The organism is Streptomyces sp. TRD_SC_5 (assembly GCF_056836825.1).
Genome location: NZ_JBWZZS010000001.1, coordinates 4576203 through 4592366, shown reverse-complemented (window position 1 = coordinate 4592366; position 16164 = coordinate 4576203). Strand labels below are relative to the sequence as shown.

The 16164-nt window shown below is 71.3% G+C and carries 12 protein-coding genes and 1 other RNA gene; 3 read left to right on the top strand and 10 right to left on the bottom strand.

What is annotated here, in order from left to right; all coding sequences use genetic code 11:
- Positions 1 to 132: 132 nt before the first annotated feature.
- Complete coding sequence (locus AC1P0E_RS21195) at positions 133 to 1098, bottom strand: LysR family transcriptional regulator (protein ID WP_482743706.1); 966 nt, start codon at positions 1096 to 1098, stop codon at positions 133 to 135.
- An 83-nt stretch (positions 1099 to 1181) separates the two neighbouring features.
- Here AC1P0E_RS21195 and AC1P0E_RS21190 point away from each other — a divergent pair, with 83 nt between their 5' ends.
- A complete protein-coding gene (locus AC1P0E_RS21190) occupies positions 1182 to 2486 on the top strand; it encodes an MFS transporter (protein WP_482743705.1) in 1305 nt (434 codons plus the stop codon).
- Positions 2487 to 2515: 29 nt separating this feature from the next.
- On the opposite strand, the gene ssrA is transcribed toward AC1P0E_RS21190, so the two are convergent.
- From ssrA to ftsE, 5 genes are all read right to left on the bottom strand, one after another.
- Positions 2516 to 2886: a transfer-messenger RNA gene (gene ssrA / locus AC1P0E_RS21185) on the bottom strand.
- 106 nt (positions 2887 to 2992) lie between these two features.
- Positions 2993 to 3478 (bottom strand): SsrA-binding protein SmpB, encoded by a 486-nt coding sequence (gene smpB / locus AC1P0E_RS21180; RefSeq protein WP_482743704.1) that lies wholly within the window; start codon positions 3476 to 3478, stop codon positions 2993 to 2995.
- A gap of 18 nt (positions 3479 to 3496) precedes the next feature.
- Positions 3497 to 4675 carry a S41 family peptidase gene (locus tag AC1P0E_RS21175; protein WP_482743703.1) on the bottom strand — a complete coding sequence of 393 codons (1179 nt, stop codon included), beginning with the start codon at positions 4673 to 4675 and terminating at the stop codon, positions 3497 to 3499.
- Between the two features lie 68 nt (positions 4676 to 4743).
- Complete coding sequence (gene ftsX, locus AC1P0E_RS21170) at positions 4744 to 5661, bottom strand: permease-like cell division protein FtsX (protein ID WP_482743702.1); 918 nt, start codon at positions 5659 to 5661, stop codon at positions 4744 to 4746.
- Positions 5662 to 5670: 9 nt separating this feature from the next.
- On the bottom strand, positions 5671 to 6360 hold the full coding sequence (ftsE, locus tag AC1P0E_RS21165; protein WP_028815006.1) for a cell division ATP-binding protein FtsE: 690 nt from the start codon (positions 6358 to 6360) through the stop codon (positions 5671 to 5673).
- 260 nt (positions 6361 to 6620) lie between these two features.
- On the opposite strand from ftsE, the gene AC1P0E_RS21160 reads away from it, so the two are divergent.
- Positions 6621 to 6815: a hypothetical protein gene (locus AC1P0E_RS21160; protein WP_482743701.1), complete on the top strand. Its 195-nt coding sequence runs from the start codon at positions 6621 to 6623 to the stop codon at positions 6813 to 6815.
- A 142-nt stretch (positions 6816 to 6957) separates the two neighbouring features.
- On the opposite strand, the gene AC1P0E_RS21155 is transcribed toward AC1P0E_RS21160, so the two are convergent.
- From AC1P0E_RS21155 to AC1P0E_RS21140, 4 genes are all read right to left on the bottom strand, one after another.
- Positions 6958 to 7836, bottom strand: coding sequence for an LPXTG cell wall anchor domain-containing protein (locus tag AC1P0E_RS21155; protein ID WP_482743700.1), 879 nt, complete (start codon positions 7834 to 7836; stop codon positions 6958 to 6960).
- A 275-nt stretch (positions 7837 to 8111) separates the two neighbouring features.
- Positions 8112 to 9218 carry a peptide chain release factor 2 gene (prfB, locus tag AC1P0E_RS21150; RefSeq protein ID WP_482743699.1) on the bottom strand — a complete coding sequence of 369 codons (1107 nt, stop codon included), beginning with the start codon at positions 9216 to 9218 and terminating at the stop codon, positions 8112 to 8114.
- A gap of 71 nt (positions 9219 to 9289) precedes the next feature.
- Positions 9290 to 10534: a serine/threonine-protein kinase gene (locus AC1P0E_RS21145; protein WP_482743698.1), complete on the bottom strand. Its 1245-nt coding sequence runs from the start codon at positions 10532 to 10534 to the stop codon at positions 9290 to 9292.
- Between the two features lie 137 nt (positions 10535 to 10671).
- On the bottom strand, positions 10672 to 12291 hold the full coding sequence (locus tag AC1P0E_RS21140; protein WP_482743697.1) for a serine/threonine-protein kinase: 1620 nt from the start codon (positions 12289 to 12291) through the stop codon (positions 10672 to 10674).
- A gap of 397 nt (positions 12292 to 12688) precedes the next feature.
- Here AC1P0E_RS21140 and AC1P0E_RS21135 point away from each other — a divergent pair, with 397 nt between their 5' ends.
- Positions 12689 to 15949 carry an FtsK/SpoIIIE domain-containing protein gene (locus AC1P0E_RS21135; RefSeq protein ID WP_482743696.1) on the top strand — a complete coding sequence of 1087 codons (3261 nt, stop codon included), beginning with the start codon at positions 12689 to 12691 and terminating at the stop codon, positions 15947 to 15949.
- Positions 15950 to 16164 lie beyond the last annotated feature (215 nt).

Here is a 16164-nt window from a genome sequence, read left to right as displayed (position 1 = left end):
TGATTCGGGGAGCGCGCGCGACTGCCTGGATACCTGCCGTCGGATTGGGCCCCCACCCACCCCGAGCGCCCCCTACCACACCGCACCCAGGCGATGAATGTAGCGCACGCCGATGACAGTCGGGCTGCCGAGTCAGGTGTTGTTGAGCATCAGTGACACATCGGTTTCGGGCAGCCAGCCACCTACGGGCATTTCCAGCCACATATGCCGCGTCATGAGCTCACCAATCGTCCCTTTTAGGGCCTCAAGCCCCTTATGGTGGAGGCCCTTTCGCCAGACAAGTGAGATGGGCGACAGTGGTACGGGGTCTACGATCGGCCGCAGTTCCATGCCGGGCACCGCGATGAATTCGGTACTCGCCAGTACGGACCAGCGCCGCTTGCGAATGACCCGGACGAACTCCTCGGCGCCCTCGATCTCCGGGAACGGCGCCGCCACCTCGATGCCCCGCCCCGCGAAGAGCCGTACCGCGAGATTGGTCCACTCGGCGGTGGCCGGATTGCCGGCTCCCGCGTAGAGGGTCTCCCCCGCGAGCGCGTCCAGCGGCACCTCGTCCAGCGCGGCCAGCGGATGGTCCTCGCAGAGCAGTACGGCCATCCGCTCGAAGCGCACCGGCCGGTGCTCCAGCTGGTCGAGCACGGCGGGATCGAGCCCGGCGACCCGCCCCGAGGACACATCCAGCCGGCCCGCGAGGATCGCGGCCGCCGCTCCCGTGAGGCCGCTGTGGAAGCGCGCGACGAACTCGACGTCGGGCGCCGCCGCCCGCGTCGCCTCCAGCACCTGGTACGCGGTGCCGACCGGCGCACCGACGTCCACCACCAGCGGACGCTCGTCCAGTACACGGGCCGCGCCCAGTTCGTCGTACGCCGCCAGCACGCGTCGCGCGTACGGCAGGAGCCGCTCGCCGTCCGCCGTCAGTGACACGCTCCGGGTGGACCGTACGAACAGCTCGGAGCCCAACTCCCGCTCCAAGCGGCGGATGTCGCGGCTGAGCGCCTGCTGGGCGACGTAGAGCCTGGCTGCCGCGCGGGTGAAGTGCAGATCCTCGGCGACCGCCTCGAAGGCGCGCAGCAGACGGGGTTCGATGTCGTGGGGCACGCCGTGAACTTACAACGCAGGTGCGTGAATCGACGCACGGAAGGTGTTGGACCGCCGGCGGACCCCGCCGTGAAGCTTGATCCATGCCCCTCCAAGAACCCTTCTCCCCGCTCCTGGCCGTTTCCGGCGACGTCCTGATAGCCGCGGACCGCCCCGGCCACTACCCGTACGAACCGCGCCGACGCAGGCCCGGCCGCCTCTCCCCCTACCGCCGCCTCTTCGCCACTCCCGGCGCCCGCGCCTTCACCGCGGGCAATCTCCTCGCCCGGCTCCCGATGGGAATGTTCAGCGTGAGCGCGGTCATGATGATCGCCGGTTCGCGCGGCTCGTACGCCCTGGCAGGCGCCGTCACCGCGGTCGGCCTCGCCGTCACCGCCCTGGTGGCGCCCTGGACGGCCCGGCTGGTCGACCGGCACGGGCAGGCCCGCGTCGCGGTGCCCGCCGCCGCCGTCGCCGTACTGGGCTCGCTCGCCCTGCTCCTGTGCGTCCGTAACGGCGCGCCCAACTGGACGCTCTTCGCCGCGTACGCCGCTACCGCGACCACCCCCAACACGGGCGGCATGTCCCGCGCCCGCTGGGCCCACCTGCACCGGGACGACCCGGCGGCCCAGCACACCGCCAACTCCTTCGAGCAGGCCGCCGACGAGCTGTGCTTCATGCTCGGCCCGGTCGCCGCCGCGTTCCTCTGCTCGGCGCTCTTCCCCGAGGCCGGCACACTCACCGGCGCGATCCTCCTGATGACCGGCATCCTGATCTTCGCGGCCCAGCGGTCCACGCAGCCGCCGGTCGCCCCGCGCACGACGACCGTCCGCTCACCGCTCCGCCTGCCCGGCATGCCCGCACTGCTGGCCGTCTTCCTCGCCACGGGCGGGGTCTTCGGCTCCATGGAGGTCGTCACCCTGGCCTTCGCCGACGGTCTGGGCCACGGCGCGGCAGCGGGCCCGGTCCTCGCCCTGCAGGCGGCGGGCTCGTGCGTGGCGGGCCTGCTGTACGGCTCCGCGCGCCCGGCGACGAACCCGCACCGGCGCCTGCTCGCCTGCGTGGCGGCGATGACGCTGCTGATGTCACTGCCTCTGCTCGCGGCCTCGACGGGCTCGCTGGTGGCGGTCGCCGGCGCCCTGCTCCTGGCGGGAGCGGCCACGGCCCCCACGATGGTCACGGGCATGACCCTGCTGCAACGCGTGGTCCCGCGGGCCCAGTTGAACGAGGGCATGACCCTGGCCGTCACCGCGATCCTCGGCGGCATAGCCGCGGGCTCGGCGACGGGCGGCTGGCTGTCGGAGCACGCGTCCCCGGTCTCGGGCTACGCGGCCCCGGTGACAGCCGCGGCGATCGCCCTGGTGCTCTGCGCGGTGCGCCGGGGAACGACAAAGGCCCCGCCGTCCTAGGACGGCGGGGCCTCGGCCTCACATGGGAATTGTGGAGATGGCGGGAATCGAACCCGCGTCCAACGGTGCAGAAACAGGGCTTCTCCGAGTGCAGTCCGCTACGTTTTTCTCGGCCCCGGAGATCACACGGACAAGTCTCCGACGGGCTCAGTCACTGTTTGATTTCCCACCCGATCCCGTGACCGGACCGAGTGGTTTAGTTCCCTTGATGATGCCAGGATCCGGGTCGGGAACACCCCCGGGCTGACACTTCACGCAGTCGCTACTTAGGCAGCGAGGGCGAAGGAATCGCGCTTGGAATCGGCGATTATTGGTTGCGACATATGGTTAACGAGATCATTGCCGCTTCCTCGACTCGCTTCCCCTGCCTCGACATCCGCTGTCGAAACCGATCATCCCCATGTTTTTTTATCAATGTGGTGCCGCACCCCGAGGGGCACAAGCGCCATCGTACGTGAACAACGCACGACCGTGCCAGCCTATTCCTGCCGGCCGGCGGCGCGCCCTCAGATCCGCCCGCGCTCCTTGCGCTTCACGGCCGAGATCGCCCGGTTCGTCTCGCGTGTGTCCTGCTTCTCGCGCAGCGTCTGCCGCTTGTCGTACTCCTTCTTGCCCTTGGCCAGCGCGATCTCGATCTTGGCCCGGCCGTCCTTGAAGTACATCGCGAGCGGCACGATCGTGTGACCCGTCTCCTGCGTCTTGCTCGCGAGCTTGTCGATCTCCGCCCGGTTCAGCAGCAGCTTGCGCTTGCGGCGCGCGGAGTGGTTGGTCCAGGTGCCCTGCGTGTACTCGGGTACGTGGATGTTGTGCAGCCACGCCTCGCCCCCGTCGAGCTGTACGAAGCCGTCGACCAGCGAGGCGCGTCCCTGGCGCAGGGACTTCACCTCGGTGCCGGTCAGCACCAGGCCGGCCTCGTACGTGTCGATGATGAGGTAGTCGTGTCGCGCCTTCTTGTTCTGCGCGATGATCTTGCGCCCTTTTTCCTTAGCCATAGTGCGGCCATTTTCGCACTACGACCCTCCCCCGAGGCCACTCAATACTGTCCGGGCCCGCTCTTCGGCCCTCTCGCTCACCGCGAGGTCCGGAACGATCCCCCTGCCGTCGACCCTGTGGCCCGCCGGCGTGCGGTAATGCCCGACGGTCAGCTCCGCCACAGAACCGTCGGGCAGCCGGCTCGGCATCTGCACCGAGCCCTTCCCGAACGTACGGGAACCCACCGTGACCGCCCGGCCGCGGTCCTGGAGCGCGCCCGTGACGAGCTCCGCCGCGCTCATGGTGCCGCCGTCGACGAGCGCCACCACCGGGCGGCCGGTGTCCCCGCCCGGCTCCGCGTACAGCGCCCGCTGCTCGCCCTCCATGTCGTACGTCGCCACCAGCCCCCCGTCGAGGAAGGCGGAAGCGGCGGTGACGGCCTCGGTGACGAGCCCGCCGCCGTTGCCGCGCAGATCCAGGAGCACGCCGTGATCCTCGGGTACGGCGCGGACCGCTTCCCGTACCCGCTCGCCCGAGCCCTTGGTGAAGGACGCCACCTTGATCAGCGTGGCGCCGTCCGCGAGCCGCTCGACGGTGACGGCCTCGGTGCTGAGGCGGGCGCGGAGCAGCCGCTCGCTCCACCGGCGGGCACCACGTTCCAGGCCGAGCACGACCGAGCTGCCGGCCTTCTGCCCGTCGTCCCCGTCGGCGTCGCCCCGCAGGAGCTGGACGACTTCGGTGACGGGGCGGTTCTCCACCGGCCGGCCGTCGATCGTACGGAGCCGGTCGCCCGCCCTGACTCCGGACCGCTCGGCGGGGCCCCCGCGCTGCACCTTGGACACCTCGATGCGGCCGTCCTCGCCGCGCTCGGCCCACAGACCGACGCCGGTGTACTGACCGCCGAGTGCCTGCTCGAACTCCTCGTACTCCACAGGGTCGTAGACCGCGCCCCACCGGTCCCCGCTCCGGCTGACGACCTCTTCGGCCGCCTCCTTGCCGGACTTGCCGTCGGCCATCGCCTCGGCGGCGGCCTCGGCGACCGCCTCACGGTCGGCCGTGGCCGCGACGGAACGGGCGGAGAGCGAAGGGGACTTCTCGTCGTCGCGCTGCCAGCAGTCGGTGGCGGCCGCGGTGACGAGTACGGTCGCGAAAAGCAATGTCAGGGCCGCCCCGCGGCGAACACCGCGGGGATGGGGAGTGACTTCCGGGCCCGGCATGGCGCCGAGTCTAGGACAAACAGATGGCGCCGTACGGCCGGTTGACCGTACGACGCCAGGGGCTCATGTCACACCTTGAGGTACTTGCGCAGCGCCACGAAGCCCGCGAGGGCGGGCATCAGCAGACCGATCGCCAGCACCAACGGGAGCTTGGCCAGTACGGCGTCCCAGCCGATGAAGTTGACGAGAGTCAGCTTCTCGGACAGCGCCAGGCCGTGGTCGATCAGGAAGTACCGGCCCACGAGCAGCATTCCGCACGCGGCCACGCCGCCGATCAGGCCCGCGAACGCGGCCTCCATGATGAACGGCATCTGGATGTAGAAGCTCGACGCGCCGACGAGCCGCATGATGCCGGTCTCACGCCGACGGCTGAAGGCGGAAACACGCACCGTGTTGACGATCAGCATCAGCGCGATGACCAGCATCAGGGCCATCACGCAGAGCGCGGCCACATTCATGCCGTTCATCAACTCGAAGAGGTTGTCGAGAATGCCGCGTTGGTCCTGGACCGACTGCACGCCGTCCCGGCCGGCGAACGCGGTGGCGACCACCTTGTACTTCTCCGGGTCCTTGAGCTTGACCCGGTACGACTCCTGCATCTGGTCCGGGGTGATGGTGTCGGCCATCGAGGAGTCCCCGAACTGCTCCTTGTAGTGCTTGAACGCCTGGTCGGCCGACTCGTACTCGACAGTCTTGACGATGTCCATCTTGCCGAGGTCGGTCTTGACCTGCTTCTTCTGCTCGGCGGTGACCGCCCCCTTGGCGCACTTGGGGATGGTCTCCGCGTCGTTCTTGTTGCAGAAGAAGATGGAGACGTTGACCTTGTCGTACCAGTAGCCCTTCATCGTGCTCACCTGCTCGCGCATGAGCAGAGCCCCGCCGAACAGGGCGAGGGAGAGGGCGACGGAGATGACCACTGCGAAGGTCATGGTGAGGTTCCGGCGGAGACCGACGCCGATCTCCGACAGGACGAACTGGGCGCGCATGGCGTCCTTTCAGTGCTGGTAGCCGTAGACGCCGCGAGACTGGTCGCGCACGAGGCGGCCCCCCTCGAGTTCGATGACGCGCTTGCGCATCTGGTCGACGATCTGCTGGTCGTGGGTCGCCATCACCACAGTGGTGCCGGTGCGGTTGATGCGGTCCAGCAGCTTCATGATGCCGACAGAGGTCTGCGGGTCGAGGTTGCCGGTCGGCTCGTCCGCGATCAGCAGCATCGGGCGGTTGACGAACGCCCTCGCGATCGCCACGCGCTGCTGCTCACCACCGGAGAGCTCACCGGGCATCCGGTCCTCCTTGCCGCCGAGGCCGACGAGATCGAGGACCTGGGGCACGGACTTGCGGATCTCTCCGCGCGACTTGCCGATGACTTCCTGCGCGAACGCGACGTTCTCCCCGACGGTCTTGTTGGGGAGAAGGCGGAAGTCCTGGAAGACGGTGCCGAGCTGGCGCCGCATCTGCGGCACCTTCCAGTTGGACAGGCGCGCGAGGTCCTTGCCCAGTACGTGCACCATGCCGTGGCTGGCGCGCTCCTCACGCAGCAGCAGCCGCAGGAAGGTTGACTTACCGGAGCCGGAAGAGCCCACGAGGAAGACGAATTCGCCCTTCTCGACCTCCAGGGAAACATCCCTGAGGGCGGGGCGGCTCTGCTTCGGGTAGGTCTTGGAGACGTTGTCGAATCGGATCACGGGTGCACCACGGTCGCCGGGAGTAGGTGAGCGTGACCATACGCGACGCGGGGAGGACCGCGCAGTCGGCGTCCTGCGATGGGCGATTTATCACGGATCGGAGCCGCATTCCGACCGGAACAGAACGGCCGTAACCCGGCGGGGCGCGCCGGAACGCGTGGGAGCTGGCACAGTGAGAGGGGGAACAGTCACGTTCCCCTGAGCGTTGGGTGAGAGAAGCGCGCGAAGGCGGCTCCCGCCGCGCGGGAGGAGGAAAGCGCATGACCTATGACCGACTGGTGTGCGCGAACTGCGCGGCCCCGGTGAATCAGGGCCGCTGCCCGGTGTGCCGGGCCAACAGGGCGAGGATGCAGCAGGAAGGCGGCCCGCTGGGCGGGCTGAGCCCCGTCGCGCTGCTGGCGCTCGTGGCCCTGCTGGTGGCGGCGGTGGCCCTGCTGGCGCACCAGACCGCGTAGCACCCGGCCGGCCCTACCGCTCGGTACGCCGGCTTTTGCCGCCCGTAACGCTTTCACGGCCCCTCTGAGGGCCGGCGGAGACCAAAGAGAGGGGCCCGGAGCGCTCAGCGCGCTCCGGGCCCCTCAGTTGCGCCTAAGTGGTTCAGGCGACCGTGCGGCCGCTGACCAGACGCGGCAGCATGCGGAAGCCGATGCCACCGGCGATCATCGTCGCGGCACCGATCAGCAGGAACGAGGTCTCGGCGGCGCCCGTCTCGGCGAGCTCCTCCTTGGCCTTGCCCTGCGCCACCGGCTGGGAGCCGGCGTTGTTGGTGTCGGTGTTGTCCTCGCACTCGGCACCGTCGAGGTCGAGGGTGCAGGTACCGGCGTCGCCGCCGGTGCCACCGTCGGAGCCACCGGTCACGGTGCCGCCGCCGTCGGTGCCGCCGTTGCCGCCGCCACCGTTCTCGTTGCCGTTGTTGCCGCCGTTCCCGTTACCGCCGTTCCCGTTACCGCCGTTGCCGTTCCCGCCGTTGCTGCCGGGGTCGGTCGGGTCAGTGGGGTCGGTCGGCGGGTCGACCGGGTCGGTCGGGTCGGTCGGCGGGTCCACCGGGTCGGTCGGATCCGTGGGCGGGTCCACCGGGTCCGTCGGGTCCGTCGGCGGGTCCACCGGGTCGGTCGGGTCGGTGGGCGGGTCGATCGGGTCCGTCGGGTCGGTGGGCGGGTCCACCGGGTCCGTCGGGTCGGTGGGCGGGTCGATCGGGTCGAGCGGGTCGGTCGGGTCCGCAGGATCGGCCGGGTCGGCCGGGTCCGCGGGGTCGGCCGGGTCCGCAGGGTCGGCCGGATCGGCCGGGTCCGCCGGGTCGGCGGCGAGGGAGATGTCGAGACCCTCCTGGTCGACGCTGGCGTCGGCGCTGAGGCCGGCCACGTCGACGCCGATACCGACGGCCGAAGCGGCGCCCGCGGCGGTCAGCGAAGCACCGGCGGCGATCACCGCACCGGCTGCTATACGCGCAACGCGGATCCGCGTCTTCTTGGTCATCTGCTTGCTACCCCCAGTAGCTGAATTCGTCAGTGGAGCAGCGCAAGGGGCGACAGACACTGGGGGTTTGTACTTCCCCCCGGTCACACACGCCCCAGAGATACGCATGCCGCGCGTCAGCTTTGCCACTTTTAAAGGGAGCGTCAAGGTCATTCCGGGCTCGATGTCCGGAATGAAGGCACTTGCCCGTCGTACGGGAATACGACTGTGACACAAAACGCAACTGCCGCCTCATGGGCGGCAGTTACCGTGTCGACAAAGCGAGTTACCGGGGCTTACTTCTCCTGCTGCTTGCGCCAGCGAATTCCGGCTTCCAGGAAGCCGTCGATCTCGCCGTCGAGAACCGCCTGCGGGTTGCCGACCTCGAACTCCGTACGCAGGTCCTTGACCATCTGGTAGGGGTGCAGGACGTACGAACGCATCTGGTTGCCCCAGGAGTTGCCGCCGTCGCCCTTGAGCGAGTCCATCAGCGCCTGCTCCTCCTGGCGGCGGCGCTCGAGCAGCTTCGCCTGGAGGACGTTCATGGCGCTCGCCTTGTTCTGGATCTGCGAGCGCTCGTTCTGGCAGGAGACGACGATGCCGGTCGGAACGTGCGTCAGACGGACAGCGGAGTCAGTCGTGTTGACGCCCTGACCACCGGGACCCGACGCGCGGTAGACATCGACACGCAGCTCGGACTCGTCGATCTCGATGTGGTCGGTCTTCTCGACGACCGGCAGCACCTCGACACCCGCGAAGGACGTCTGACGGCGGCCCTGGTTGTCGAAGGGGGAGATACGGACCAGGCGGTGCGTGCCCTGCTCCACGGAGAGCGTTCCGTAGGCGTACGGCGCCTTGACGACGAAGGTGGCGGACTTGATGCCGGCCTCTTCCGCGTACGACGTCTCGTAGAGCTCACTCGCGTACCCGTGGCGCTCGGCCCAGCGCAGGTACATGCGCATCAGCCGCTCGGCGAAGTCGGAGGCGTCGACGCCACCGGCCTCGGCGCGGATGTTGACGAGAGCCTCGCGCTCGTCGTACTTGCCGGACAGGAGGGTACGTACCTCCATCTCGTCCAGCGCCTTGCGGACGGAGATCAGCTCGGCCTCCGCCTCCACGAGGGTGTCGGCGTCGTCCTCCATCTCGGCGAGCTCGAAGAGCACCGAGAGATCGTCGATGCGGCTGCGGAGCGCCTCGGTCTTGCGCAGCTCGGCCTGGAGGTGGGAGAGCTTGCTCGTGATCTTCTGCGCGGCCTCGGGGTCGTCCCACAGGGACGGGGCCGCGGCCTGCTCCTCGAGCACGGCGATATCGGCCCTCATCCTGTCGAGGTCCAGGACGGCCTCGATCGACCCCATGGTCGAGGAGAGGGACTTGAGCTCTTCGGATACATCGACGACTGCCACGGGTCCAGCGTAACGGCTGGGCGGCCGTACGTTCCCCTCCCCCGGAGGAGCGCCTTGTCACTCCCCCCGGGCTACGGCTGCGCGGGGGACGACTGCTCGGTGTCCTGCGGGGCCTGGTCCGTCCCCTCGCCCGTCACCGCCAGCCAGCCGCCCACGCCTATCGCAGCGGCCACCAGGACAGCGGCTCCGCCGAGTACGAGGCGTCGCCTGCGTACGGTGTCCGACTTGTGGCGGGCCGAGCCGGGGCGGCGCTGGCCCGCGGCCCGGGGCGCGCGGGCCGTACCGCGGGCGCCGCCGGCCAGCTCGTCGGGGGCGGGGACGCGCATGCTCGTGTGGGTGTCGCGGTTGGAGTCCGGCGACGAGCCCGGCACGAGCGGGACGGCGCCGCGGCGGCGCGGTTCGTCGGCCGTGGCGGGCTGCGGCTCGTCGTACGCCGCGTAGCGCTCCTCCTCGTCCTCCGAGCCCGGCTCGTCCACGTCCAGCGGAGGCATCCCGGCAAGAAGCGGCAGCTGGTCACGCAGCCGGGCGGAGAGCTCAGAAGCGCGCAACCGCGACGCCGGGGCCTTGGCCAGGCACTGCACCAGCAGCTGCCACAGCTCCTCCGGGATGCCCGGCAGCGGCACGACGGTCTCGGTCACATGGCGGCGCAACACAGCACCGGGGTGGCCGCCGCCGAAGGGCGTGAAGCCCGCGAGCAGCTCGTACAGCACGGTCGCCAGGGCGTAGATGTCGACGGCGGCTCGGGGCGGCAGGCCCTCGACGATCTCGGGGGCGAGGTAGTCGGGCGTACCGATGATCTTCGTCGCGCGGGTGCGGCGCGGGGTGTCGATGAGCTTGGCGACGCCGAAGTCGGTCAGCAGCGCGGGGTGCGCGCCGCCGGGCCCGAGCGGCCCCTCCATGTCCAGCAGGATGTTCTCGGGCTTCACATCCCGGTGCACGACGCCGGCCGCGTGCGCGGCGGCGAGCCCGTCGGCGACATCGGCGGCGATGGCGACGGCCGCCTCGGGGGCAAGACGTCGCTCGCGGTCGAGCCGCGTACGCAGATCCGTACCCCGTACGAGATCCATGACGAGCGCGAGATCGGTGCCGTCCACCACAAGATCGCGAACCGATACGACACGGGGGTGGTCGAGTCCGAGCAGCGCGGTGCGCTCCTGGACGAAGCGTCCGACGAGTTCCTGGTCGGACGCGAGGTCCTCGCGCAGGAGCTTGATGGCGACAGGCCCCTCGGGACCTTCACCGAGCCACACCGTGCCGGCGCTGCCCCGCCCAAGGATCTGGTGGGCCGTGTACCGGCTGCCGATTTTCCGTGCCAAGACTGCTCCCTCAGCGGCTGACGGTCGCCCTGAGGCTACGCGGCTGACGGGGCGTCCGGTGCCCCGTATGGCGTCAACCTCGACTTCTGGGGGCGAAATCCACCCCCAGAAGTCGACAAATCAACGAACCCGGCGACTCACGCGCCGGTGGAACTGCCGAGATCGCTGAAGAACTTCGTGACCTTGTCGATCACGTCACCGATCTGGGCGAAGAAGCCCTTCGTCGTACCGATCCACTCCTGCAGCCCGGAGAACTCCCAGATCAGCCAGGACCCCACGAACAACAGCACGAGCGTGAACAGACAGCCCTTGAGACAGCCGAGCCCCGGGATCCGCATCGGGTTCGCGCTGCGACGGCGCGGCTCGCGGGGCTCGCGCGGCGGGCGCTGGGCCGGCGGGGACGGCTGCTGCGGCGGCGCGTACCGCTGCTGCGGGGGCGGCGGCGGGGCATACCGCTGCGGCTGCTGTTGCTGCTGCTGACGCTGCGGGGGCTGCTGCGGCTGGCGCTGCAGGGGCTGCGGCTGGCGCTGCGGGCGGCGGCGCAGCGGGTCCTGGCTCGGGTCGAGGTACTGGACCTGCGTCTGCTCGTTGCGGTCACGGGCGGCCCGCAGCTGGTTCTGCCAGGGGTGCGGGTCCTCGGGGCCCCCGCCGGGTGCGCCGTCGGGGCGCGGCGGTACGGGCGGCATGACGGCGGTCGGGTCGGCATACTGCCCTGCGCCGCCGTACTGCGGTGCGCCGGTCGACGGCAGGACGCTGGTCGCGGCGGCCGGGTCGTACGAACCGGCGTTGCTGGGCAGGACCTGTGTCGGGTCGGCGGCACCGGGCGCGCCGGGGACCGGCGCGGGGTCCGGGTCGGGCGCGAGCAGCGCGCCGACACCCATGGCCGCCTCGACCTGTGCGGACGACGAGTGCACGCCGACGCCGGCCGCGACGGTGCGCAGGGCGCGGGCGAGGTTCTCGGCGCTGGGCCGCTCGTCCGGTTCCTTGCGCAGGCAGCGCTCTATGACCGTCCACAGCGGCTCGGGAACGGTGGTGGGCCGACGGGGCTCCTCGCTCAGGTGCCGGTGAAGCACTTCCAGCGCGCTGCCGCCCGCGAACGGCGGACGCCCGGTGACCAGCTCGTACAGCAAAATCCCCGCGCCATAAATGTCCACGGCGGACGTCTGCGGACGCCCCTCGGCCGACTCCGGGGCGACATACGCCGGCGTACCGACGAACTCGTGCGTCCTGGTCAGACCCGGCGAGTCGGCCAGTCGCGCGATGCCGAAGTCGGTGAGCATCGGGTGCATCTGCCCGTCGCGCTCGTCGAGCAGGACATTGGCGGGCTTGAGGTCACGGTGGACGACACCGTCGGCGTGGCTGGCGGCAAGAGCGTCGGCGATCTGCGCGGTGAGAAGCGAGGCCGCGACCGGCGAGAACGGACCGTTCTCCCGCAGATAGCGATGCAGGTCGGGCCCGTCGATGAGGTCCATCACCAGAGCGAGCAGATCCCCCTCGACAACGAGGTCGCGGGTCCGCACGATATTGGGATGCGTAAGGCGCAGCAGCACAGAGCGCTCGCGCAAGAACCGCATCACGACATCCGCGTCGTTCGCGAGCTCCTCCTTGAGGACCTTGATCGCTACGGTCTCGCCGGGCTGGCCGGCCACGGCCGCCTCGGCGCCCGCGGTCTCACGCTGGCGGGCTCGCCAGACGGTACCCGTGGCGCCGCGCCCGAGCGGCTCCTCGAGCAGGTATTTACTGCCGACCGGCCGCACGTCATGCGCTCCCTGCTGCTCGTGTCCTCGTGGTCTTGCGTCGTCCCGGGCGCTCGGCCCGTAGTTCCGATCCACTGTAGTGCCGCCCGACCGCCTCCGACCGGGGCCGCGTACCGAGGGTAGACGCGCTCCCCGCGCCGATGGTTGCCGAACGTGCGTGCCGCATATGTCGAAGCCTGCCCTTTTCCGCCCACAGCCGACCATTCAAGATCACTTGAAGGTGGGTGCCGGGCGTGTTGTCAGTGGCAGGTGCGAGGATGCCTGCAGCACGGACTGTGGGGTCGGGAGCCCCGCGCCACGTGCCGACCTGTACCGGACGACGCGTCCGTGCCGGGTGGGGGGAATCACAGGGCGGTACCCCTGCCGGGCACTTCGCGCAGAAGGGACCGCTGACGCGATGCAGATCCGGCTGACCGTCCTCGCGCCACGCGCGCACACCACGCGCGACGCCGAGGGCCAGGGTGCCCCGGCCGCCGGGCGCGTGTGCGACGTGCTCGTCACCGCACCCGCGGGAACCGCGCTGGCCGCGGTCGCCTCCGGCCTGGCCGCCACCGTCTCCGCTCCCGGATCGGCCCCGGAGACCACGGGCGCCGTAGTGGTCTACGCGGGACGGGAACGCCTCGACGCCCAGCGCTGCGCACTGGGCGAGCCACCACTGACCGACGGCGCGGTCCTGTCCCTCCACGCCCCCGCACCCGAGCCCGACGGTACGTCCGACGCCCCCGCCCAACTGCACGTCGTAGCAGGACCGGACGCGGGCGGCGTGCACCTCCTGCACGGCGGCCAGATCCGCATCGGCCGCTCGTCCGAGGCGGACGTCCCCCTGGACGACCCGGACGTGTCACGGCTGCACTGCGCGGTGACACTGACGAAAGACGGCCACGTCTCAGTGGCGGACCTCCACTCCACGAACGGCACGTCACTCGACGGCGAAGACCTGACCGACCGCCCGGTCCCCTTCACCCCCGGGGCGCTGCTGCGCCTGGGTGAATCAGCCCTCCGCCTGACCCAGGGCAGCGACAGCTCCCCGTCCCTCCCGACAACCCCCGACGGCGAGGGCCACCTGCGCCTGACCCGAACGACGGACACCCCCCACCGAACCGCACCCCCGCCCCAGGGCCCGACCCCGAGCAGGCCACGCCGCCCGGACCCCACACCCGGCGGCCGCAGAGTCTCCGCCCAAGGCACGCCTCCCGCCCCGCACTCCACGCCATCGCCCGAGGCCATGCCTCCCGCCCAGCACTCCACGGTGGCGGGAGGGGACGTGTCGGGGCGCTCCCCGCAGGGTGTCGAACGCAACGAGCCCGAAGATCCCCAGTACCCGAACGTTCGGCACCCGAGGAGACGCCCCGACGCGGCACCGACCCCGGAGCCCCCGCAACCAGCGCAGACGGCGCCCCCCGCCGCACCCGCCCGCCGCGGTGGAATAGGAGCCTGGGCCCGCCGCCTCACGGGCGCCCGCCCCGAGCCCGTGGACGAGTACGCCCCCGCCGAGGCCACCCCTCTGGGCATGCCCCCGGCCGGCGCGAACCCCACCGCGAACCCCGCCACCCCCCTGCCCGACGCCTGGCCCGACCCCGCCACGCTCCTGCTGACCGCGCTGGGCCCCGGCCCCCGCCTGTGGGAGCGCGGCCCCGGCCACCCCGAAGCACTGGCACTGCGCCTGGGCACCGCCGACAGGCCCGCGCCCGACGGCGGCCGCCCGCTGGCCGCCGTGCCCGTGACCGTAGGCCTGCGCGAAGTGGGCTCGCTGGGCCTGGCCGGCCCCCGCGCCCGCCTGGCCGGGCTCGCCAGATCAGCGATCGCGCAGCTCACCGCGCTGCACTCCCCCATCGACCTCGAAATCGTCCTGCTCAGCACAGACAGAGCAAGGCCACTCAGCGAGCGCACAGCCGAGTGGTCCTGGCTGGGCTGGCTGCCGCACCTGCGCCCCTCCCACGGCCAGGACTGCCGGCTGCTTCTCGCGTACGACCGCGACCAGGCCACGGCCCGGATCGCCGAGCTGATGCGCCGGACGGAAGAAGAACCGCACGACCAAACAGGTCCATACACGGTCGTGATCATCGACGGCGACCCCGGCTCAGCCGCGCTCCGCGAGTCCACCACCCGCCTCGCCGCGACCGGCGCGGCTTCCGGCATCCACCTCATCTGCCTGGCCGAGACGCCCGCCGCCTCGCCGCTTTCCCCGGTGGCCGCGACGTACGAGGCCGCCTGCGCCGCATCACCGGCGTTCCGCGAGTGCGGAGCGGCCGCCCTGCTCAGCGGCGATGTGGCCACCGCCCTGCGGTTGCTGCGCACGGCAGGTGGCGAGCCCGCGGGGCACGGCACGCTCGCAGCGGTGGACGCGGTGTCCGCAGCCTGGGCCGAGCGTTTCGCCCGGGCCCTGGCCCCCCTCCGCACGGACGGCCACCCAACCGCCACGAACCACACCACCCGCCCGACCCGCTCCACCCCCCTCCCCTCGTCCTCCCGCCTCCTGGACGAGCTGGGCCTGGCCAGAGCCACCCCGGCCTCCCTGATGGCCCGCTGGGCGGCGGCCGCCGACGACGGCCAGGCACCCGGCGCCACCCGCGCGTGGGCGGTGCTCGGGGCGGGCCGGCGCGGCCCGCTCTGCGTGGACCTCACCGCGGAGGGCCCGCACCTCCTGATCGAGGGCCCGGCGGGCAGCGGCCGCACCGAGCTGCTGCGCTCCGTAGCGGCGTCACTCGCGGCCGCGGCCCGCCCGGACCGCCTCGGCCTCGTCCTGGTCGACGGCGCCGGCGGCGAACGCGGCGAAGGCCTGCGCGCTTGCACAGAACTGCCGCACGTCTCGACCCACCTGGTCGCCTCCGACCCCGTCCGCATGCGGGAGTTCGCCCAGGCCCTGAACGGGGAGCTGAAGCGCCGCCACGAGCTCCTCGGCAGCCTCGGCTTCGCCGAATGGCACACGCGGCGCGAGGTGTCGGGCCGGATGATCGGCCAGCGCACGCCCAGCGCCGCCGAACAGAACGGCGACCTGGACTCACCCCCCAGCGGCACCCTGCGCCTGCGCACCACGACATCCCGGGAGCGCCAGGCCCGCGCCGACACGGCCCCCTCCCCCCTCCCCCGCCTAGTCGTCCTGGTGGACGACCTGGACGCGCTGGTCGCCCCCGCCCTCGGCAGTACGGGCAGGCCCACGGCCGGTTCGGTCGTACGGGCCCTGGAAGCGGTGGCCAGGGAGGGCGAGCGGCTCGGCGTACACCTGGTGGCGACGTCCGCGAGGCCGGACCGTACGGCGGACACCGAGCTGGCGCGCGGAGCGCGGCTGCGCGTGGTGCTGGACCCCCCGCCGTCCGCACCCGCGCAGGACGAGCCCGCCCCAGGACGAGGCAGGCTATTGCGTCAGGGAGCCGCACCCCAAAACGCACACCCACACCCAAACGCACACGAGAACGCCACCACGACCCCCTTCCAGGCCGGCCGAGTCACCGGCCGCATCCCCCGCACGGCAACACTCCGCCCCACCGTGGTCCCCCTCGAGTGGGAGCGGATGGGCGATCCGCCGGCCCGCCGCCCGGTGCGCGAACTGGGCAACGGCCCGACGGACCTCGCGCTGCTGGCCAGCGCCCTGGACCGTGCCGCCCGTACGGTCAACGCGACGCCACTGCCACCTCTCGACGCCCCCCGCGACGCCTGACTCAACGTCACGAGCCCATCACGATCACCCGGTTGACACGGAAGGCGCTATTGCCGGGGCCGGTCACCCGGCGTAGGACTGACCCACGGGACAGCTAGACCGGCATCGGCGCCAGGGTTCTCCGAGGGCTGCGCCGGTCCGTACGCGCACAGGAGAGACGGGGCAGTGATGCACACAACTCTTCGCACACACAGGGGACGCAGGGCTCGAAGGGC

What these genes read in the sequence shown, in the direction of transcription:
- AC1P0E_RS21155 (WP_482743700.1), bottom strand. Translation starts at nt 7,836, where the DNA reads ATGACCAAGAAGACGCGGATCCGCGTTGCGCGTATAGCAGCCGGTGCG.
- AC1P0E_RS21135 (WP_482743696.1), top strand. Translation starts at nt 12,689, where the DNA reads ATGCAGATCCGGCTGACCGTCCTCGCGCCACGCGCGCACACCACGCGC.
- ftsX (WP_482743702.1), bottom strand. Translation starts at nt 5,661, where the DNA reads ATGCGCGCCCAGTTCGTCCTGTCGGAGATCGGCGTCGGTCTCCGCCGG.
- AC1P0E_RS21190 (WP_482743705.1), top strand. Translation starts at nt 1,182, where the DNA reads ATGCCCCTCCAAGAACCCTTCTCCCCGCTCCTGGCCGTTTCCGGCGAC.
- smpB (WP_482743704.1), bottom strand. Translation starts at nt 3,478, where the DNA reads ATGGCTAAGGAAAAAGGGCGCAAGATCATCGCGCAGAACAAGAAGGCG.
- AC1P0E_RS21160 (WP_482743701.1), top strand. Translation starts at nt 6,621, where the DNA reads ATGACCTATGACCGACTGGTGTGCGCGAACTGCGCGGCCCCGGTGAAT.
- AC1P0E_RS21175 (WP_482743703.1), bottom strand. Translation starts at nt 4,675, where the DNA reads ATGCCGGGCCCGGAAGTCACTCCCCATCCCCGCGGTGTTCGCCGCGGG.